A 19,183-nucleotide genomic window follows, 5' to 3' on the forward strand; every position below is an offset into this window, starting at 1 on the left:
CGCCTCCCTAAATACATCTGCGGACTTGATATGGAATTCACCTGCCGTCTAATCACCAATTAGTCAATGTAATGATCCATAAGCACCGGAACAACGCCATCTGTATCCCGGCAGAAAGTTTGTTTGTAATTTTCGGTTTTTAACTATATAATAGTAAGTGACATGTAAGACTCGTCGATTGTAGTACAGCGTTGCATCCAATACATTTCAGGAGGAATTCCCATGAGAATAGATATATGGTCCGATTATGCCTGCCCGTTCTGCTATATCGGCAAAAGACGGCTGGAGCACGCCCTGAGCCAGTTCCCGGACCGTGACAAGGTGGAGGTCGTATTCCGCAGCTTCCAGCTGGATCCGAATGCGCGCACCGACGAAACGAGAGATATTCACGATATTCTGGCTGCCAAATACGGCATGACCCGTGACAAGGCTAAAGCTACGAACGCACAGCTCGCCGAACAGGCGCAGGGTGTGGGTCTTGAGTTCAACTTCGATACGGTCCAGTCGACCAATACGTTCGACGGTCACCGCTTAAGCCATTACGCGGCTACAAAGGGTAAAGCCCCGCAAATGACCGAACGGCTGCTGCGCGCGTATTTCACCGACTCGCTGAATCTCGGTGACCGCAAGGTACTGGCTGAGCTGGCCGCAGAGATCGGACTCGATCAGGCTGAGACGGCTGCGGTGCTGGAGAGCGACGCTTATGCTGATCAGGTGAATGCAGATATTGATGCGGCCCGGCTGCTGAATATCACCGGCGTGCCGTTCTTCGTCTTCAACAACAAATACGCGGTGTCCGGCGCGCAGCCGGGTCCGGTATTCACCGAAGTCCTGGACACCGTATGGGCCGAAGAACAGAATGCTCCTGTGCTCCAGGTAGTCGGCAAGCCGCAGTCCAAGGCAGAAGATGCTGACGGCTGTGATGATGGCTCCTGCAGCATCTGATTCCGCTTAGGCAGACTGCACACAAATACCCCGCTGTATGGATTCTCTCCATGCAGCGGGGTATTTCGTTTGCCTATTCCGGGCCATATAACCGTACTATCTGAACGAAGTCACAAGGCTCGATAACAGCGTGCGCACATCATGCTGGTATTCCTTGATCGGCTCCACCGGACGGTTAATGCCGAACAGGGTGTAGACAGCGATTCGGGCTGCACGGACGGAATATTCTTCCGTGAAAACCACATCGTCCGGGATTTCGCAATATTGGCCGACAAAGGCCAAGTTGGTGGAGCCTTCAGGCACAACCTGCGGCCGGTCGCTGTTCAGTCTTGGCATGAACTGGGACGTAATGTACGGCATCATGCAAGGAATGCAATTGGCAGTAGCCATAATCTCTTCCTTATGCGCCTCGAAATGGAGATGGCCAATCAGCTCCTGCATGATCTCTTCGCCGGTACAGTCGCACATTTTCTTGTGAACATAATCGCCGACCTTGTCCGGATACAGTCCGTAACCCCAGAATACCTTGACATGCTCCGGCTGGTTGCGGAAATGCGGCTGGAAGGCCAATACAACGGACATCAGCCAGCTGGAATCCTTGAAGGTCACGAGTGCTCCGGTGCCGGCCCGGTTGCGCGTGAAGTCTTCCATCAGGTCGAAGAACTTCGAGTCCTGGAAGGTAACCGTGAAGGATTCCCACTTGGACTCGTCCACATGATCGTCGAAAGACGAAGGATTGCCGAGACCCGGCTTCTTGGCGGCGATATTCTCCCACAGCTTCCAGGAGCTGCCCTTGCCGTTCAGACGCGGCGCCGAGGTCATCGAGCCGAGGCTGGAGCCTTCGGTCATCGAACCGTTGGTGATAATCACACGGTCGCCTTCGTTAATCTCGATCACGTCTTCCACGCCTTGGCGGGAGACCTTCATTTTCGTAACGGTAATGCCGTCGCCTTCTTTGAATTCCAGATCAGTTACCGTACATTTTAACGTGAAATCTACGCCAAGCGGTTCCAGATACTGGTGCAGCGGCAGAATAATCGAATCATATTGATTGTAAGGGGTGCGGGTTACGCCTTCGAGCGTCTGAATTCTCGGGAATTCATGAATGAAGCGGATCATATAGCGTTTCAGTTCAACCGCGCTATGCCAAGGCTGGAAGGCGAAGGTAGTCGCCCACATATACCAGAAGTTGGTGGTGAAGAAATGCGGGCCGAACCAGTCATTGATCCGTGCTTTGCCCATTTTGGCCTCCGGAGTAATGATCAGCTTGCCGAGAGCCAGGCGGTCAGCCATATCGAAGCCCATCGAATTGACATCCTGAATCTCACCCTTACTGTCGACCAGGCGGGCCTTGGAGCGGGTGGGATTGGCATCATCGAACTGGGTGATTTCTTCCCGCAGGCTCAGCCCCGGCTGATCGATGGATGGAATCGTATTTAAAAGTTCCCATAGGTTCTCATAGGTTTCGTCGTTCAGCATCCGGCCGCCCCGGATCACATAGCCGTGCTCCTCATTGCCTGAGCCGTCATTGCTGCCGCCGAGGATCTTCATCTCTTCAATAATGTGAATGTTCTGTCCGGGAAAACCACAGTCTCTGACGAGGTATGCCGCACCCGCAAGTGATGCAATTCCGCCTCCGACAAAATACACCTGCTCGTTACCGTACTCTTTTTTCACTGATTGTCGCCTCCATAGGTTTGCTTGATTGCTGTACCTGAACCGAGTGTAATATAGCGCCGCTGTGGAAGGTATCATCAAAAGTCCGCGAGTGTATGAAATTTGGTCATATGGAGCAAAGTGTATAGTTTTTGGACAGGAAAATAACCCCAAAACATATTATTTCATTAAAAAAGCCGCAACCCGGAGGGTTACGGCATCGCCTGTTCGTATTTATGCAGCGCTTTGAGGAAATTTCCCTCGATCAGCACGCTGAGCTTCTCAATCATATGCTTCGGCTGATCCTTCATACCGTCGCGCATCCACTGAATCACAAGCCCGGTGAAGGCCAGCGTGTAGAAGTTAGCGATAAATTGCTTATCCTCCAGCCTGATATCCATCCCGGCGGCCAGCTCGTTAATGACCCCCATGATCAGATCATTAGTTACTTCATACAAGTAGGCATCGAGATGTGTCCGTCCCAGTGAGTCCAGCGTGTTGCAGCAGAAGGCTTTATTGCTCTCAATATAGCAGAAAATCCGGTGAAATCCGTCCGTCCACGTGCTGTAACTGCGGTACTGGGCAATGCTCTCAACCGCCTCAGTCTTATAGATCCAGCCCAGGAGGTCGAAGATATCCTGAAAATGATAATAAAAGGTCTGCCGGTTCACTCCGCAGTCGTCGACCAGATGCCTGACGGAGATTTTGTTCAGCGGAATATGTGCCATCAGCTCTTTCAGGGAGCGGGCGAGCGCATTTTTGGTCAGCAAGGAATTGGACATCAGGGTCATCAGCTCCTCTTGTAATCCTGTATAAGGGTAGAGTCCGGCCAGCAGAAGGCATCAGCGTCTGCGCAAATATTGAACAAGCAGCCGGCTGCCTTCCACAAGCAAACCAAGGACGAAACCACCCGCCGTGAACAGGAGAAAAGACAGAAAGCCCGCAAGATCCTCCCAGCCTGACATATCGCGGGAAGTGTAAATGAACATCAGGCTGATCCCGAGCACAACGCCTGCGGTCGAGAATATCCACACCAGCCGGGCGCCATACCAGCCGAAGCTGTTAATAATACCGGAGAGCACGATAGAAAGAGCAGCCCAGCGAAGTAAAATCAGAAGATCGAAGCCCTCGCCGAGCAGCACGAACCGGTGCAGAATCAGCAGCAGCCACACAATCAGCGCATAACTGACATACCACCAGAGCCAGCGGCCCGTCCTTGCAGGAGGCAGAAAATTCATATGCAGTTCACCCCGCCTTAAGAATTATACCTCCTCCAGTTCCCCGGCGCTTTGCAGCAGGAACTTCAGAAGGTTCGGAATATCTTCCATCTGTTCTTCAGTGATTTGTCGTTTGAACTGCAGTTCTATGCAGTTATTGTACGTATCGCCTTCCTGGCCGTAGCGGAAGCTGAGGGACTGGACAGGCTGGAAATCCGGCCCCCAGATCGTAGACAGAATCTTCTCCGCCGCTGGACACTGCACATTCACATCGTCAATCTCCATATAAAAGCGTAATAGAAGAGTGCAACCGGGATCACTCCCCGGTGTTTCCATAATTTCGTCGCTCAGATCCTTCACCGAAGATTGCAGCATAATTTCGGAGGTTACATTATTGCCTTCAGTCAATTTGAAAGAGAGACTGAACTCCCGTGACATCAGCGCGAGGTTCAGCAAATCCGACCGGTCCGTCACGACAAGGATTCCATCCAGATTATCATAGTCGTAGATCTGGTTCTCAAAAGCAATTTTAATATTGTCAAATACAGTAGGATGGAACAAGAGCGGCACCTTCTAACGTTTCTCTGTATTGTACCATGACGCGGAAAAGAGTGAAAATTAAGAAAACATAGTTGACAAGTAGGCATTATGTGAATAAGATGATTACCACAGTATGTGAGGTTTTTGTAAGAATTTTAAATAGTTTGGCAGAATTGTACATAGGGCAATCATCGTTGCTCACAAAAATCCAAAGGCGTCTTAAGCCGCCTATAAAGTGGGGTTTTCACATTTGAATAGTTAGTTTTAGCTGCATTCATGGGGGATTTTATTTACAGACAAAGGGTTGTGAATGGTTATGAATTTGGATTGGGAGTTTATCGCCGAGAGCCTGCCGCTGTATGGTGACGCAATGTGGCTGACCTTGAAGCTGGCCTTCTGGGCCATTCTGTTCTCGCTGGTGCTGGGACTGATATTCAGCGTTATCCTGTATTACAAAGTGAGGGGCATCAGCTTCATTATTCAAGCTTATATCGAGCTGTCGAGGAATACCCCGCTGCTGGTACAGCTGTTCTTCCTATACTATGGCTTGCCCAAGGTTGGCCTTCGGATGAGTGAGGTCACATGTGCCATTGTCGGGCTGACCTTCCTGGGAGGCAGTTATATGACCGAGGCCTTCCGCGGCGGAATGGAAGCTGTAAGCAGGACACAGGTGGAGTCGGGACTTAGTATCGGATTATCCCGGACCCAGCTCGCCAGATATGTTATTCTTCCGCAGGCTTTTGCCATCAGCATTCCTTCACTGGGAGCGAATGTGATTTTTCTGCTCAAGGAGACCTCCATTGTCGGAGCAATCGCCTTAATGGATCTGATGAATGTGGCGAAGGATCTGATCGGCATGCATTACAAAACAGCGGAATCCCTGCTGCTGCTGGTGGCCGCTTATCTCATTCTGGTGCTTCCTCTGTCGGTTGTGCTGAGCTGGCTGGAAAGGAAGGTAAGATATGCAGAATTCGGGGATTGAGGTACTGTTTGAAGGCTCGAACTTCGAGCGTCTGCTCGGCGGTCTGCTGGTCACCATTGAAATTTCGTTTGTTTCCATTGTGATCGGGACGGTGCTGGGCATAGTGATGGGGCTGCTCCGGACGCTGAACGTGAAGCCGCTGCAGGCATTGCTACGTTTGTATCTGGAGGCCTTCCGGATCATACCGATTCTGGTCTGGCTCTACGTTGTGCATTTCAGCTTCACACCTCTATTAAATATCGACATTAGCGGTGAGACGACTTCCATTCTGGTGTTCAGCCTGTGGGGAGCGGCCGAGATTGGCGACATTGTGCGGGGTGCGCTGCAGTCCATGCCGAAGCATCAGGAGGAATCGGGTGCAGCGCTGGGACTCAGCCGGGGGCAGCTGTACCGGTATGTTCTTATCCCTCAGGCTATCCGCAGAATGGTGCCTGGCGCAATTAACCTGGCGACACGGATGATCAAGACCACCTCGCTCGTTGTGCTGATTGGAGTGATAGAGGTCGTGAAGATCGGGCAGCAGATCATTGAGCTTGGGGTCATCAAAGCGCCAAACGCTTCGTTTTGGGTGTATGGCTTCATCTTTATCCTGTACTTTGCCGTATGTTTCCCGTTATCCCGTATTTCCCGGAGAGTGGAACGCAGATGGCAGAATTAGCCGTTAGGAAGGAACGATAATCATGATAAATACCGGCGAACTGTTGCTGGAGGTAGAAGGATTGCAGAAAAGCTTCGGAGAACGGCTGGTTCTAAGCGGCATTGATCTGCAGGTGGTTAAAGGGGAAGTAACAGTTATTCTCGGCCCGTCCGGCTGCGGAAAAAGCACGCTCCTGCGATGTCTTAACGGGCTGGAGCCCGTGCAGGGCGGAAGAATCAGCTACCATGGCCAGGATCTGGCCGGACCCCAGGTGAATTGGCGTGAAGTCAGGCAGCGCATCGGGATGGTGTTTCAGAATTATGAGCTGTTCCCGCATATGACGGTGCTGGACAACATTCTGCTCGGACCTCTCAAGGTGCAAAAGAGAGAACCGAAAGAAGCGCGGCAGCAGGCAGAGCAACTGCTGGACCGGGTCGGGCTGCTGGACCGCAAGGATGCTTATCCCCGGCAGCTGTCCGGAGGACAGAAGCAGCGGATTGCGATTGTACGGGCGTTATGTATGAACCCCGAGATTATGTTATTCGATGAAGTAACGGCTTCGCTTGATCCTGAAATGGTGCGCGAAGTGCTGGATGTTATTCTGGGACTTGCCGAACAGGGCATGACGATGATTATCGTGACCCATGAAATGGGCTTTGCCAAGTCTGTAGGTGACCGGATCGTATTTATGGATCAGGGCAGCATTTGTGAGATCGCGGAGCCGCAGCAATTTTTCACCAAACCAGCGACAGAGCGTGCACAGCACTTTCTGGATATATTTCAGTATTAAAAATCATAGAAAACAGGGGATGAAGAGGAATGAGAAAAGGATTGAAGTTGGCAGGATCACTTATAGCAGCGGGTTTATTGCTGGTGGGCTTAACCGCTTGCGGTAATTCGGATAACAAGGACAATAGTGCAGGGTCGGCATCATCCAAGTTTGCTTCTATTGAACAGCTGAAGAAGGACGGCAAGGTCCGGATTGGTGTTTTTGCGGATAAACCGCCATTTGGATATGTGGATGCTGACGGCAAGAATCAGGGCTTCGACGTCTATATCGCCAAAAGATTCGCCAAGGACCTGCTCGGGGATGAATCCAAGGCGGAATTCGTTCTGGTAGATGCGGCCAGCCGCGTCGCTTACCTGGAATCCAATAAAGTAGATATCATTATGGCTAACTTCACCGTAACGGATGAAAGAAAAGAAAAAGTGGATTTTGCCAATCCGTATATGAAGCTGTCCTTCGGGATCGTATCCCCTGACAGTGCACCGGTTACTTCGATTGACCAGCTGAAGGAGAAAGGCCAGAAGCTTATTGTTGCCAAAGGAACTACAGCAGAAACTTACTTCACCAAAGAGTACCCGGACATTGAGCTGCTGAAATTTGACCAGTACACAGAGATCTTTGCAGCACTCAAAGACGGACGCGGTGCAGCGATTGCCAACGATAACACCGAGCTGATCGCCTGGGCGAAGTCCAATCCCGGCTTCACGGTAAGCATCCCGGCGTTTGGGGGACAGGATACGATTGCCCCGGCAGTAGCCAAAGGCAACACGGAGCTGCTGAACTGGATCAATACAGAGCTTGAAACCATCGGCAAAGAGCAATTCATTCATCAGGCCTATAGCGATACATTGAATGAGGTCTATGGAGAAGGCTATACTGACGAGCTGGTAGTTGAAGGCGGTAAGGTAGAGTAATTTAGCCGCGCTATGGCGTCAGGTCTGAGGAACTGGTACGAGATCAGATAGTGAGCATGAAAAGGCACCCTTGCGGGTGTCTTTTTTAGGTGAAAGAGGATTTCACAGGATGGTAATAGAGTTAAGCAGACTAATCCTATATACTAAGTTTAAAATTGGATGATAGTGAATCGAAAGAGTGTGCAAGAAACACTGTAGACATAAATGTTGTACGTTTTGCAACTTTGATTGATGGATAGCCGGGTGATCGGGAGGATTGTTGTATGAAATACAAGAATAATTCTGCTGAGCCGTTTGAAAGAGATGAAATGCTGCAGTTTGTACAACAATTGTGGATTTGGGCCGGTATGAGGAGGGAAATGTTGTATTATGTGCAGGATTTCATAGAATGGTGCCGGATCTCTGCCTCAAAAAGCGGATGAATCGGGGAATTCCCGAAAGCGACAAATGAGAGGCATAAATGCCTCTCATTTTCCTTTAATTACGCAAATAAAAGTGTCTGGAGTGGAATCAAACTCTAGTAATTGACAAAGAAATTACCCAGCTTGTTTAGTTCGTCGGCGCAGGTGCGGTATACTTCAGGAATGTCTTTGGAATAGGACTCTCAAAGGTGAGGATTTCCCCGGTAGTCGGATGAACGAACGAAAGTACGCGGGCATGCAGTCCGAGACGGCCGACAGCTTTGGTCTCGGCGCCGTATTTCTTGTCGCCGGCAATTGGATGCCCGATGTCTGACATGTGGACACGGATCTGGTTCTTCCGTCCGGTCTCCAGGTGGACTTCCAGCAGGGAGAAATGCCGGTTGGCCTGGATCAGCTTATAACGGGTTACGGCATGCAGCCCGTCCCCTTCATGCGGACTGGAGTACATCTTCAGCGTAGACGTCTCCTTCAGCCAGGAGCTGATGGTGCCTTCGGATTTCTTGACTGCGCCTTCCACCAGCGCCACGTAGGAGCGTTCCTTGACGGTCTCTTTCCAGCTGTTCTGCAGGGACTGCTGAATCGCCTCGCTTTTGGCAAACATCATGACTCCTGAGGTATCACGGTCCAGGCGGTGTACCACAAAGACGCGGTTCTTAGGATTCGTCAGGCGCACATGCTCCATCAATTGGCGGTAAGCTGTCAGTTCATTGTCTTCTCCGGTAGCAATCGACAGCAGTCCGGCATCCTTCTGAATGACGATGATATCATCATCCTCATGGACAATGGTCAGCCCGAGCATTTCTTTGGCTTCTGCATGCTTCTCCTGATCAATAGTCACGGTCTGACCGGGATGGAGCTGATGGTTATGCTGGGTTACCGGCTTGCCGTTTACCGATATCTGTCCCCGGGACAGCATCGACTTGACCGCATTCCGTCCCTTATTCGTAATCGTCTTAAGCAGGTAAGGCAGCAGCTCTGCGGGCTCGGACACCGTATAGGATTTTATCTGTGCAGGTGTTTTGGTTGTTGTTGTGGCAGGTGCTCCCGGTCTTGCCCCCGGTTTATGGTTAGAGGTCTTGTTCCCCTGATTTCTGGTTCCTGATTTAGGCTGAGCCTTGGAGGCTGCTGCGGGCTTCACGCCCCGCTTGGAACCCTCTTTCGGATTTCTTCTTGTATTCATGCCTGCATTCTCCGTCCTGTAATATTGTACTCCTCAATATACCATGGGCCGTGAAGAAATACTACGGAGGGTGCCGGGACAGCTATACATAAATGATCAGCCCGATAAGGATAGCCAGGGAGATGACGCCGTAGGCCCATCCCAGAACCATAGCGTATTTTTTCTCCCGGAGCCAGCCTTTGCTGTTGTAAATCCGGGCATCTACCGCCAGCAGCATCAGTGTGGAGATTAACATTATGATAACCAGACTTCCGAACAGGCGGACCATGCGGATCGCTCCCTTTTAAATATAGATACATGAACTTAATTACTGGTTATTGGTCTTTCAGTCCCACTCTCCGGATATGAAGCTTCATTTGAATGTCTATCTCAATGCTGCCATACAGGCTTTCCCAGTCATCTTTGTCATGGATATGCTCTTTCCAGTAGGCAGGATGGTGACTCCGGATCATTTCGCCCATGCCAAAAATATCGGAGTGATCCTTCTGGGTCTGCTTAACCAGTCCGGTCAGTATGCTTCGGACCTGTTCCTCGAAATCCCGTTCAATTTCCTGCAGCTTGGCGGATGAGTCGACAGGGATATTGCTGCCATATTGCTCATCGAGATCGGCCTCCAGGAAGACCTGATACGACAGAACGGGTTTGCCGTCCTTGATGTAGCTCCGCGTCCGGGTGAAACGCTCATTGATTTTGGTCATGACGATACCCATCTTATTGGTATGAAAGAGGGTAGAATAACCTCCCGGGTCGATTCCCTGGAGTGCCATGAAGCCGCCGATTTCAATCGGAGCGGTCTTGTTGACCATTCTTCCGCCGCTGAAATAAGCCAATCCTTTGATCAGGATATTATCTCTATTGCGCAGTGCGACATAAGGCAAGTACGCGCTCTGGCCCCACTTGGTATCCGCCGACCAGAATGTGCCGATATAATCCCGGGGGAACTTCCCGGAGGACACCGACTTCTCCATCATGGACAAAATATAAAGTGTGGGCACACGCTGAAGCGGCGGATTCACATCCATGAAATCAGAAGCTTTGCCTTCGGATACCAGCAGCCAGGTCCTGCGCCGGATTTCCGGATTGCGCCGGAGATAGTCGTTGAGTTCTTCGAGATTGCCCCGGGCGATATCCTCGCTGATGATAATGATCCGCAGGTGAACCAGATAACGCGGGTCGGCAATCTGCTGCTGCAGATTATTCATGGCATCGTCGAGTGAAATGCCGCGCACGCTAACTACCCAGACCGGGCTGGTCTTGGCGTCACCCGGGTTGCCTCCTCCGCTTCCGGGACCCAGGGGAACTCTGCCGGGAACCGCAATCTGTGCGGTCACACTGATCATTTCTGCAGGCAGATTATCATGGTTAATATGGGTGACTTCGTCTCCTTTCTCTGCCTCTTCGGCCGAGATCTTATCGATGGACAACCCGAGTACAAGCGCCCGGTCTTCAATTTCTACCTGATCCCAGCAACCGCTTAGAACAGGGGCAGCCATAGCCAGCATTAGGATTAGGGCGAATGAGCGCGGAAGCCTTCTGATCATGAGGAGGCCTCCTTCCCGGCGCGCCGGATGAAGTAGGCCATCCATAGCAGCAGCGGATATCCAATCATCAGTACCATTCCCGCATTGCCCAGGTGAAGAATCCATTCATAGGCCTCGAAGACATTGGGGGGCAGCATCGCCAGAGCAAAGATCAGCGGCAGCAGTATACTTGCGGCCATACTCTGATCACGGAGAGCGAACAGGTTCTGCATCAGGTAAGCGGATATGTAATACGTAGTGTACACCGTTGTATAGACCGAAATGACCCAGATAATGATGAAGATGGCATCCAGCCGTTCAAGAAAACCCTCACCAAATGCTGCGGAACGCGCCATTTCCAGCGTGGGATAGATCAGCAGCTTGGTCTCCTCCGCACCAAACATTCCCACAGAGGCAATCACGATCAGTACATAGATGGCACCCGACATGATTATGGCCAGCGCGCCCGCGCGGAATGCGTGCTTCGGCTTTTCCATGAAAGGAATCAGCAGTGTAATCACGAAGGAGCTCTGGAACAGATAGCTTGCCTCCCGTGCACCATTCCAGAATTCGAGGGTAGGTGACATTAGAATGGGCTGCAGATTAAGCAGATCAACGCTTTTCAGGGAGATGAGGATCGTGAGTACGATGGAGCCGACAATCAGCGGCAGGTAGAAAAAATGGATATACGAGAACTTCACAACATTGCGTCTGGAGGAGAGCAGGCTAACGAGCAGCATCAGAAAAATGGTGGCTTCAATTGGTGTTTTTTTATACAGCACGGTTGTGGCGACATCTCCGAACTGGCGTGTAGTGATCCCTGTCAGCGTAATAAACAATATCAGAATTACGGCGGTGAAGACGGTGGCTAGCGGACGTCCGATCAGCCTGCGGCTGAACACAAAGAGGGACTCTTTGGGGAAACGCTGGCACAGGGAGGCGAGCAGCCAATAGCTGAGGAAAGACAGGATGACGCCGCTGAATGCGATGAAGGGCGCGCTGCTGTTCCCGGCTAAAGCCATGTAACGGGGGAAACTGAGAATCCCGACACCGATAATGGTGCTACTGATGACAGCGGCTGCGCGTAGCGTTGTGATCTGCCGGAGACTGTTCACTGGGTTCACCTTCCTGCCTGAGGATCTGATCTACATGTACTGCGGGAACATTGCGGGACAGCCTGTCACTATTCTGGGCATGCAGGAAGCTCGGACGGCGGCGCATCCACCACAGCGGCACACGTACCAGCGTATCCTTCAGGTCACGCCATTTGCCGGGAATGAAAGGGGACATATACGGGACGCCGAAGGATTCCAGGAACAGCAGATGGTTCAGAATGAGAATCGTACCGATCATCACACCGTAGAGACCGAACATTCCGGCCAGTATAATCAGCGGAAATCTTAGCATCCGCAAGGCAATAGCGGCATTATAGGCTGGAGTGGCAAAAGAACCGATGGTCGTCAGCGCCACAATCACCACGGTAATCGGACTGGCGAGTCCGGCACCTACTGCTGCCTGTCCAATCACGAGAACGCCCACGATGGATAAGGCGCCGCCGATCATCTGCGGCAGACGGATCGTAGCTTCACGCAGCACCTCCATGGAGACCTCCATGATCAGCACCTCCAGAACGGCAGGAAACGGCACACCTGCTCTTCCGCCCGAGATAGCCACAGCGAAATCCGTCGGCATTAATTCGGGATTAAACGAGATCACAGAAACATATAACGCAGGGAAAAAAAGTGAGAAAGACAGCGCGATGAGACGGATTATACGGATCAGGCTGCCCATAATGAAACGCTCTGTGTAATCATCTACCGTCTGAAAGAACTGGTTGAATAGAGCAGGGACGATTACAGCAAAGGGAGAACCGTCGACAAGCATGGCAACCCGCCCTTCCAGCAGAGCGGCAACCGTCTTGTCGGGCCGCTCTGTGCATTGCACCTGCGGGAACGGGGACAGCGGCTGGTCTTCAATGAACTGCTCAATGTATCCGGCATCAAGAATTCCGTCGGTATCAATCATTGAGATTCTGCGCATCGCTTCAGCAACGAGCCCGCTGTCGGCAATGCTCTCGATATAGCATAAGGCCACCCTCGACTGGGTACGGGTTCCGATCGGGCTGATTTCAATCCGGAAATCTGTGCTCTGAAGCCGGTAGCGCAGCAGGGACAGGTTGTTCTCCAGCTTCTCTACGTACCCTTCACGGGGGCCGCGGATGACCTGCTCGGTCTGCGGCTGCTCCACGCCGCGCATATCAATCTGGCGCATATCGAGCACAAGGGCTTCGGGCACTCCCTCTATCAGCAGAATCAGCTCACCCTTCACGGCAGCGTCCGGCAGCACAGAAATGTCTGTAGTGGTTGTTCCCTGAGTTACCTGGACGGCTGTGCTCCAGATATAATGGATCATACCGGCCATATGCTCCGGAATTTCCTTATGCCCGGTGGGCCCGGCCATTAAAGGTTTAAGGACATGCTCGCGCACCTGCTCCGTATTAACCAGTGAAGAGAAGAAGAGCATTACGGCCTGGTGGGCTCCGAAGAGCTGGAAGTCGCGGACTACGAGGTCGCCGTTGTCACCAAGCCGTGCCTGCAGCGCTTGTAAATCGGCCTGCAGATTTCCTGTAAGCGGACTTTTGTCAGGCTCCGGAGGAGAAGCTTGCTGCTGCTTATGCACATAAGCGGTATATTTATCTTTCCAGGCTTGCAAATGGCGGCCTCCTCAGCAGTACAATTCGAATGTATTTCTATAAAGTGTTGCTTGATCGCGTGATTTTTATGTAAATTTTATGTAACAGGCCCAAAAGGAGTGCGAGGATATCTGCTTCAAGCGGTTGCCTAAGTACCCTGTTGCCCGGTAAACTAAAGGTAGAAAGTCTTAAGGAGTCAGAAGAGATATGAAGATGCAAGGATCACTAATGGAGCAAGCGCAGGCTGAACTGCAAAAATATTACGGGTATCCCGATTTCCGGGAAGGCCAGAAGAAAATTGTGAACAATCTGCTCGAAGGCCGCGATACGCTGGGCATCCTGCCTACCGGAGGCGGTAAATCGATCTGCTATCAGGTTCCGGCACTGCTGCTGCCGGGACTTACACTTGTTGTATCCCCGCTGATCTCGCTGATGAAGGATCAGGTGGACGCCCTTACTACTGCCGGGATTCCGGCTGCCTATATCAACAGCACCTTAAGCGGCAAGGAAGTGAATGACCGGATCCGCGCCGCCCGCCGGGGCGAGCTGAAGCTGCTCTATGTGGCGCCGGAACGTCTGGAGCTGGACTGGTTCCGCCTGGAGATGGCAGGGCTGTCGATCTCCTGCGTGGCTGTCGATGAAGCGCACTGCGTATCGCAGTGGGGCCATGATTTCCGTACCAGCTATCTGGCGGTGTCGCCGTTTGTAGAGGAGCTGCCGCAGCGGCCGATTCTGGCTGCTTTTACCGCTACCGCTACACCTGAGGTTATGGAGGATATGGTCCGGCTGCTGCGTCTGCGCGATCCGGGCGTCTTCATGACAGGACTTGGCCGTGATAATCTGGCCATGCAAGTGCTGCGCGGAGAGAATAAGCGTGAATTCGTACTGGACTACACGGCGCAGCATTCGCATCAGCCGGGTATCGTCTATGCCGCCACCCGCAAAGAGGTGGATGATCTCTATCAGCGGCTGCAGGCGACGGGAGTCGCCGCCGGCCGCTACCATGCCGGGATGAGCGACCAGGAACGGGCCGAGAGCCAGGAAGGGTTCCTGTATGACGATATCCGCGTCATGGTTGCCACGAATGCTTTTGGGATGGGGATCGACAAATCTAACGTTCGTTATGTCATTCACTACAATATGCCGAAGAATATGGAGGCTTATGTCCAGGAGGCCGGACGTGCCGGCCGCGACGGGGAGCCGAGTGACTGTATTCTGCTCTTCAGTGCGCAGGATATTATGACGCAGAAGTTCCTGATTGAGCAGAATCCGCAGGACACAGAGCGCAAAGCCAACGAATACCGCAAGCTGCAGCAGATGATTGATTACTGCTACACCACCCGTTGCCTGCGCAGTGCACAGCTGGATTATTTCGGCGAGAATCATGACGATGATCCGTGCGGCATCTGCAGCTCCTGCACCGATGAACGGCAGCTGGTAGACATGACGGTGGATGCGCAGAAGATCTTCTCCTGCATCCACCGCATGCGTGAACGCTACGGGGTGGCGCTGGTATCCTCAGTGCTGAAGGGCTCACGCAATCAGAAGGTGCTGCAGTACGGCTTCGAGAAGCTGCCGACCCACGGGGCGATGTCCGGCCGCAGCGAGAAGGAAATTACCGAGAGCATCAATGTGCTGATCTCGGAGGGTTATCTGGCCTTGTCCGAAGGCCAGTATCCGGTCGTGCGGCTGCAGCCGCTGGCAGCCGAGGTGCTGCGCGGCCAGCGTGAGGTCCACCAGCGCGTGGCCCGCACGCTTGTCACCTCCGGCACGCGGGACCGCAGCCGTACGCGCGACCATTCGCCGTCGGCCGTCAACGAGACGGTCTTCGAGCAGCTGCGCCTGATCCGCCGCGAGCTGGCGGGGCGCGAGCATGTGCCGTCCTACATCATTTTCAATGATGCGACGCTGCGCGAGATGAGCGTGGTTTGCCCGCAGACGGAAGCGGAGATGCTGAGGGTGAAGGGTGTCGGCGAAGTGAAGTACCGTAAATACGGCAAGGCATTCCTGGAGTTTTTTCAAAATGAAATGTAAAGAAGGTTATAAGGCATGAGAATCATCCTGGCCACATTAAATGCCAAATATATTCATACGTCGCTGGCGATCCGGCTTCTGAAGGCGTACAGCGAGCATGAATTCGAAGATATCCTTTTGGCGGAATACACCATCAAAGATCCCTTGATGAATATCGTGTCGGACCTTTTCCAGAAGCAGCCGGATGTGATCGGCTTCTCCTGTTATATCTGGAACATCGAAGAAACGGTCAAGCTGGTCGCGATCCTCAAGCAGGTGATGCCGGAGGTGAAGATCGTACTTGGCGGGCCGGAGGTGTCTTATGAGCCGCTGTACTGGATGAAACGGGAAGCCGGAATCGACTTCGTAGTCAACGGGGACGGGGAGGAGACCTTCCATCATCTGCTGCAGGAGATCCGGGATGAGCACAAGTATCATTTCGTATACGGCGCTGCCTACCGCAAGGGGGAGGAACTGATTGTCAACCCGCCGCGTCCCAAAAGCGACCTTAATACCCTGCCGACGCCCCACCGTTTCGCGGAGGATCTGCCGGAGCTCAGCAAGCGGATTGTGTATTTTGAGACAAGCCGGGGTTGTCCCTTCAATTGCCAGTTCTGCCTGTCCAGCATCGAGGTAGGCGTGCGTTATTACGATATTGAACGGGTGAAATCCGATCTGCTCTATCTGATTGAAGGCGGGGCCAAGGTGATCAAATTCCTCGACCGCACCTTCAATATCAACCGCAATTATGCGATGGAGATGTTCCAGTTCCTGATCGACAATCATCAGGGCTGTGTGTTCCAATTCGAGATTACAGCGGATATTATGCGTCCGGAGGTGCTGGATTTCCTGGCGCAGAATGCGCCGCCCGGAGTTTTCCGCTTCGAGATCGGTGTGCAGTCGACCAATGATGAGACCAACGAACTGGTCAAACGCCGCCAGAACTTCACGAAGCTGTCCCGCACGGTAATGAAGATCAAGGCCAGCGGCAATATCGACCAGCATCTCGATTTGATTGCCGGACTGCCGATGGAGGATTACTCGACCTTCCGCAAGACCTTCAATGATGTATTCGCCATGGAGCCGGAGGAGCTGCAGCTGGGTTTCCTCAAAATGCTCCGCGGCACCGGGCTGCGCGCCCAGGCAGCCAAATATGACTATACGTACATGGAGCATGCGCCGTACGAAATTCTCAGCAGCCATGTCATGCCGTTCTCGGACATTATCCGGCTGAAGCGGCTGGAGGACGTGCTGGAGAAGTACTGGAACAGCCAGCGCCTGGCTCATTCGGTCAAATATCTGATCCGCCATGTCTTCCCGTCACCATTCGATTTCTTCCAGGAATTCGGCGACTACTGGGAAGCGAGGGGCTGGCAGAAGATCGGGCATCAGCTCGAGGATCTGTTCACCCGGCTGCATAATTTCCTCACGGACCGGGGGACGGCGTCCATGGACATCATCACCGGACTGATGAAGCTGGATTATTTCCTCGGCCACAAGTACAAGCCGCGCAAAATCTGGTGGGATGAGGTGATGGGCAAGTCAGAGTGGGCCAAATACCTGAAACAGATTGCCGGGCAGCCGGAGCTGATTTCGGCCAAGCTGGCCGAGGCGGGCTTAAGTGAGCGTGAGCTGCAGAAGTACATCGTACTGGATGTCCTGCCGTTCCGGCTGGAGCCGGTGCTGGATTCGATCAGCGGGCTGCGATTTGACGGCTTGGCTGGTGCTGAAGGCGAAAACGCTGGCACGCTTGAGAGTTCAGCGGACAGCGCGGATAGCAAGCCGGGAGCGGGAGCTGCAACAGAAACAGCAGGTGGCCTCGCGGATAAACGGGCGGGAGCTGCAACGGACATAGCAGGCAGCCATGCGGATAAAGGGGCGGGCAGTACGGCCGTAGCAGAAGCGGCAGAGAATGCGGCGGTAGCTGTGGCCGGGGACATAGTGCCGGCTGTGACGAATGCGCATCCCGGTTCCAGTGGCGGCAATACGCTGCTGATCGTGCTCTATCAGCAGGACGAGAGCCAGCGGGCGCAGTATTACACGCTGCCTATATAGCGGGAAGCCAGATGCTGAATCAGCATAAACTTGCGGCTATATAACCCGCACTGGGGACTACAACCCAATCAAACAAGTAACTGATCAATCGCTTCGGCTATGGGACAAGCCGGAATTGCCCGACTCCTCAGTTACTGATTCCCGGATTGGTTGCTGGCAGAATTAAACTTTTTAAGTTCGCGCTTGTATCGGCATAAAAGTTGTACGTTTTGCAACTCGGATTCCTAAATACCAGGGTGTTCAGGCGGATTGTTGTATGAAATACAAGAATTTTCCCCGTAAGTGCTCTGGAAGAGGAGAAATGCTGCATTCTATACAACAATTCTGGATTGAGGCCAGTATTATCAGGGAAATGTTGTATTTTGGGCAGCATTTCAAGAAAAGTAATAGTAAACAGCTTAAGTTTGGCTCATGGGAAAGATGCTGTTTGGGGGAGGGATGTAAGGATGAGGCTGGATCAGCGCATTACATTGTTCAGGTATGAAGAGAAGCATGAGGAGACATTCAAGGACCAGTTGCTGAGCTTTCAGCTTCCTCCGGAGCAGGCGGAATTTACCGGACTGCCGGAGCAGACGCTGCAGGATGCCTGCACGGATGCCGGCAAAATGGGAGTCGTCATTGCCCAGGGAGACCGGGCGGTAGGCTTCTTCGTTCTTCATACAGGCGAAGGTATCGCAGACTTCTTCCAAGACTACTCCGGCGCAGTGCTTCTGCGCGCCTTTCTGATGGATTTTGCCTGCCAGGGACAGGGCTTCGCCAAAGCAGCGATGGCCCTGCTGCCTGATTTCGTCCGCCGCCATTACCCGGAAGCACAGCAGATTGTGCTGGCCGTTAATGAGCGCAACATTCCTGCCGGACAGCTGTACGCCCGCGCAGGGTTTCAGGATTACGGGCTGCGGCGCAGCGGGAGCAAGGGAACGCAGCTGATTTTACAATATGAGCTGGCTACTGAGCCCGTGGCTCCGGCTGCCCATGGATGAGGGGGAGATCCTTCACAATCGTCTGACGGAGCTGTTCTCCCGCAGTGCGCTGCTGATGGATATTTTCAAGCGTGCGCAAGGGCTGGCACCTTTTCCTTATTATATTGGAGCAGGGTGTCTGGTTCAGTCGGTGTGGAACGAGCTTACCGGGCGGGATCCGGATTACGGAATTGGTGATATTGATATAATCTACTACGATGGGCATGATTTGAGCTATGCTGCGGAGGACCGGATGATCGCCAACGGACGTGAGCTGTTTGCAGGTATTTCTATTCCGGTGGATCTCAAGAACCAGGCCCGGGTTCATCTGTGGTACCGTGATAAGTTCGGTGTAGAGCTGGCACCCTACGCTTCCCTGGAAGATGCAACTAACAGCTGGCCGACAACGGTCACATCGCTGGGGGCGAGACTCAGCAGCGAGGGGGAGTGGCAGGTATACGCACCGTTCGGTCTGGAAGATCTGTTTCAATTAGTCCTGAGGCCGAACAAGGCGTTAATCAGCGAGGACGTCTACTTGAATAAGACACGGAAATGGAAGTCGAAATGGCCGGAGCTTACGGTTGTCCCATGGGGGCAGTGAAGCTTCGGCTTTTTGCTGTGTTCATGACGTTCTACTACATCAGCAGATGCGATATGAAGAGCG

At 52.7% G+C, this 19,183-nt stretch carries 18 protein-coding genes and 1 pseudogene; 10 read left to right on the plus strand and 9 right to left on the minus strand.

Features of this window, described 5'->3' with window-relative positions; all coding sequences use genetic code 11:
• Positions 1–222: 222 nt before the first annotated feature.
• A complete protein-coding gene (locus P40081_RS07315) occupies positions 223–945 on the plus strand; it encodes a DsbA family oxidoreductase (RefSeq protein WP_042134452.1) in 723 nt (240 codons plus the stop codon).
• A gap of 96 nt (positions 946–1,041) precedes the next feature.
• Here the strand turns inward: P40081_RS07315 and P40081_RS07320 are convergent.
• The 4 genes and pseudogenes from P40081_RS07320 to P40081_RS07335 all read right to left on the minus strand — a co-directional run.
• Positions 1,042–2,631, minus strand: a pseudogene (locus tag P40081_RS07320) (oleate hydratase); the annotation flags it as partial.
• A gap of 182 nt (positions 2,632–2,813) precedes the next feature.
• Positions 2,814–3,383 carry a TetR-like C-terminal domain-containing protein gene (locus P40081_RS07325; RefSeq protein ID WP_042140838.1) on the minus strand — a complete coding sequence of 190 codons (570 nt, stop codon included), beginning with the start codon at positions 3,381–3,383 and terminating at the stop codon, positions 2,814–2,816.
• A gap of 60 nt (positions 3,384–3,443) precedes the next feature.
• Entirely contained in the window at positions 3,444–3,839 is a 396-nt protein-coding gene (locus P40081_RS07330; RefSeq protein WP_042134457.1) for a hypothetical protein, read from the minus strand.
• A 24-nt stretch (positions 3,840–3,863) separates the two neighbouring features.
• Positions 3,864–4,379: a hypothetical protein gene (locus P40081_RS07335; RefSeq protein WP_042134459.1), complete on the minus strand. Its 516-nt coding sequence runs from the start codon at positions 4,377–4,379 to the stop codon at positions 3,864–3,866.
• A 295-nt stretch (positions 4,380–4,674) separates the two neighbouring features.
• Between P40081_RS07335 and P40081_RS07340 the strand changes: the two genes are divergently transcribed.
• The 5 genes from P40081_RS07340 (at position 4,675) to P40081_RS38310 (ending at position 8,100) form a co-directional block, all read left to right on the plus strand.
• Positions 4,675–5,340, plus strand: a complete 666-nt coding sequence (locus P40081_RS07340) for an amino acid ABC transporter permease (protein WP_039299936.1) — start codon at positions 4,675–4,677, stop codon at positions 5,338–5,340.
• Positions 5,321–5,998: an amino acid ABC transporter permease gene (locus P40081_RS07345; RefSeq protein ID WP_042134461.1), complete on the plus strand. Its 678-nt coding sequence runs from the start codon at positions 5,321–5,323 to the stop codon at positions 5,996–5,998. The genes P40081_RS07340 and P40081_RS07345 overlap by 20 nt, the downstream gene beginning before the upstream one ends.
• 22 nt (positions 5,999–6,020) lie before the next feature.
• Positions 6,021–6,767, plus strand: a complete 747-nt coding sequence (locus P40081_RS07350) for an amino acid ABC transporter ATP-binding protein (RefSeq protein ID WP_042134463.1) — start codon at positions 6,021–6,023, stop codon at positions 6,765–6,767.
• A 29-nt stretch (positions 6,768–6,796) separates the two neighbouring features.
• A complete protein-coding gene (locus P40081_RS07355) occupies positions 6,797–7,678 on the plus strand; it encodes a transporter substrate-binding domain-containing protein (protein ID WP_042134465.1) in 882 nt (293 codons plus the stop codon).
• Between the two features lie 263 nt (positions 7,679–7,941).
• Entirely contained in the window at positions 7,942–8,100 is a 159-nt protein-coding gene (locus tag P40081_RS38310; RefSeq protein ID WP_156118557.1) for a hypothetical protein, read from the plus strand.
• A gap of 127 nt (positions 8,101–8,227) precedes the next feature.
• On the opposite strand, the gene P40081_RS07360 is transcribed toward P40081_RS38310, so the two are convergent.
• The 5 genes from P40081_RS07360 to P40081_RS07380 all read right to left on the minus strand — a co-directional run bounded on the left by P40081_RS07360 (position 8,228) and on the right by P40081_RS07380 (position 13,512).
• The gene (locus P40081_RS07360; RefSeq protein WP_081969858.1) at positions 8,228–9,280 is read right to left on the minus strand and encodes an RluA family pseudouridine synthase; all 1,053 of its coding nucleotides are present in this window, start codon (positions 9,278–9,280) and stop codon (positions 8,228–8,230) included.
• Positions 9,281–9,362: 82 nt separating this feature from the next.
• Positions 9,363–9,548, minus strand: coding sequence for a CLC_0170 family protein (locus tag P40081_RS07365; RefSeq protein ID WP_042134467.1), 186 nt, complete (start codon positions 9,546–9,548; stop codon positions 9,363–9,365).
• 46 nt (positions 9,549–9,594) lie between these two features.
• On the minus strand, positions 9,595–10,821 hold the full coding sequence (locus P40081_RS07370) for a Ger(x)C family spore germination protein (RefSeq protein ID WP_042134468.1): 1,227 nt from the start codon (positions 10,819–10,821) through the stop codon (positions 9,595–9,597).
• Complete coding sequence (locus P40081_RS07375; protein ID WP_042134469.1) at positions 10,818–11,915, minus strand: GerAB/ArcD/ProY family transporter; 1,098 nt, start codon at positions 11,913–11,915, stop codon at positions 10,818–10,820. Before P40081_RS07375 ends, P40081_RS07370 begins: the two co-directional genes overlap by 4 nt.
• Complete coding sequence (locus P40081_RS07380) at positions 11,863–13,512, minus strand: spore germination protein (RefSeq protein WP_081969861.1); 1,650 nt, start codon at positions 13,510–13,512, stop codon at positions 11,863–11,865. Before P40081_RS07380 ends, P40081_RS07375 begins: the two co-directional genes overlap by 53 nt.
• Positions 13,513–13,699: 187 nt before the next feature.
• On the opposite strand from P40081_RS07380, the gene recQ reads away from it, so the two are divergent.
• The 4 genes from recQ (at position 13,700) to P40081_RS07400 (ending at position 19,120) form a co-directional block, all read left to right on the plus strand.
• Entirely contained in the window at positions 13,700–15,526 is a 1,827-nt protein-coding gene (gene recQ / locus P40081_RS07385; RefSeq protein ID WP_039299916.1) for a DNA helicase RecQ, read from the plus strand.
• A gap of 15 nt (positions 15,527–15,541) precedes the next feature.
• Positions 15,542–17,560 (plus strand): B12-binding domain-containing radical SAM protein, encoded by a 2,019-nt coding sequence (locus P40081_RS07390; RefSeq protein ID WP_042134470.1) that lies wholly within the window; start codon positions 15,542–15,544, stop codon positions 17,558–17,560.
• A gap of 446 nt (positions 17,561–18,006) precedes the next feature.
• Positions 18,007–18,540 (plus strand): GNAT family N-acetyltransferase, encoded by a 534-nt coding sequence (locus P40081_RS07395; RefSeq protein WP_042134471.1) that lies wholly within the window; start codon positions 18,007–18,009, stop codon positions 18,538–18,540.
• The gene (locus P40081_RS07400) at positions 18,497–19,120 is read left to right on the plus strand and encodes a nucleotidyltransferase family protein (RefSeq protein WP_231575302.1); all 624 of its coding nucleotides are present in this window, start codon (positions 18,497–18,499) and stop codon (positions 19,118–19,120) included. Before P40081_RS07395 ends, P40081_RS07400 begins: the two co-directional genes overlap by 44 nt.
• Positions 19,121–19,183: the final 63 nt, after the last annotated feature.

This window comes from Paenibacillus sp. FSL P4-0081, from assembly GCF_000758565.1.
Taxonomy (GTDB): Bacteria; Bacillota; Bacilli; order Paenibacillales; family Paenibacillaceae; genus Paenibacillus_AQ; species Paenibacillus_AQ phytohabitans.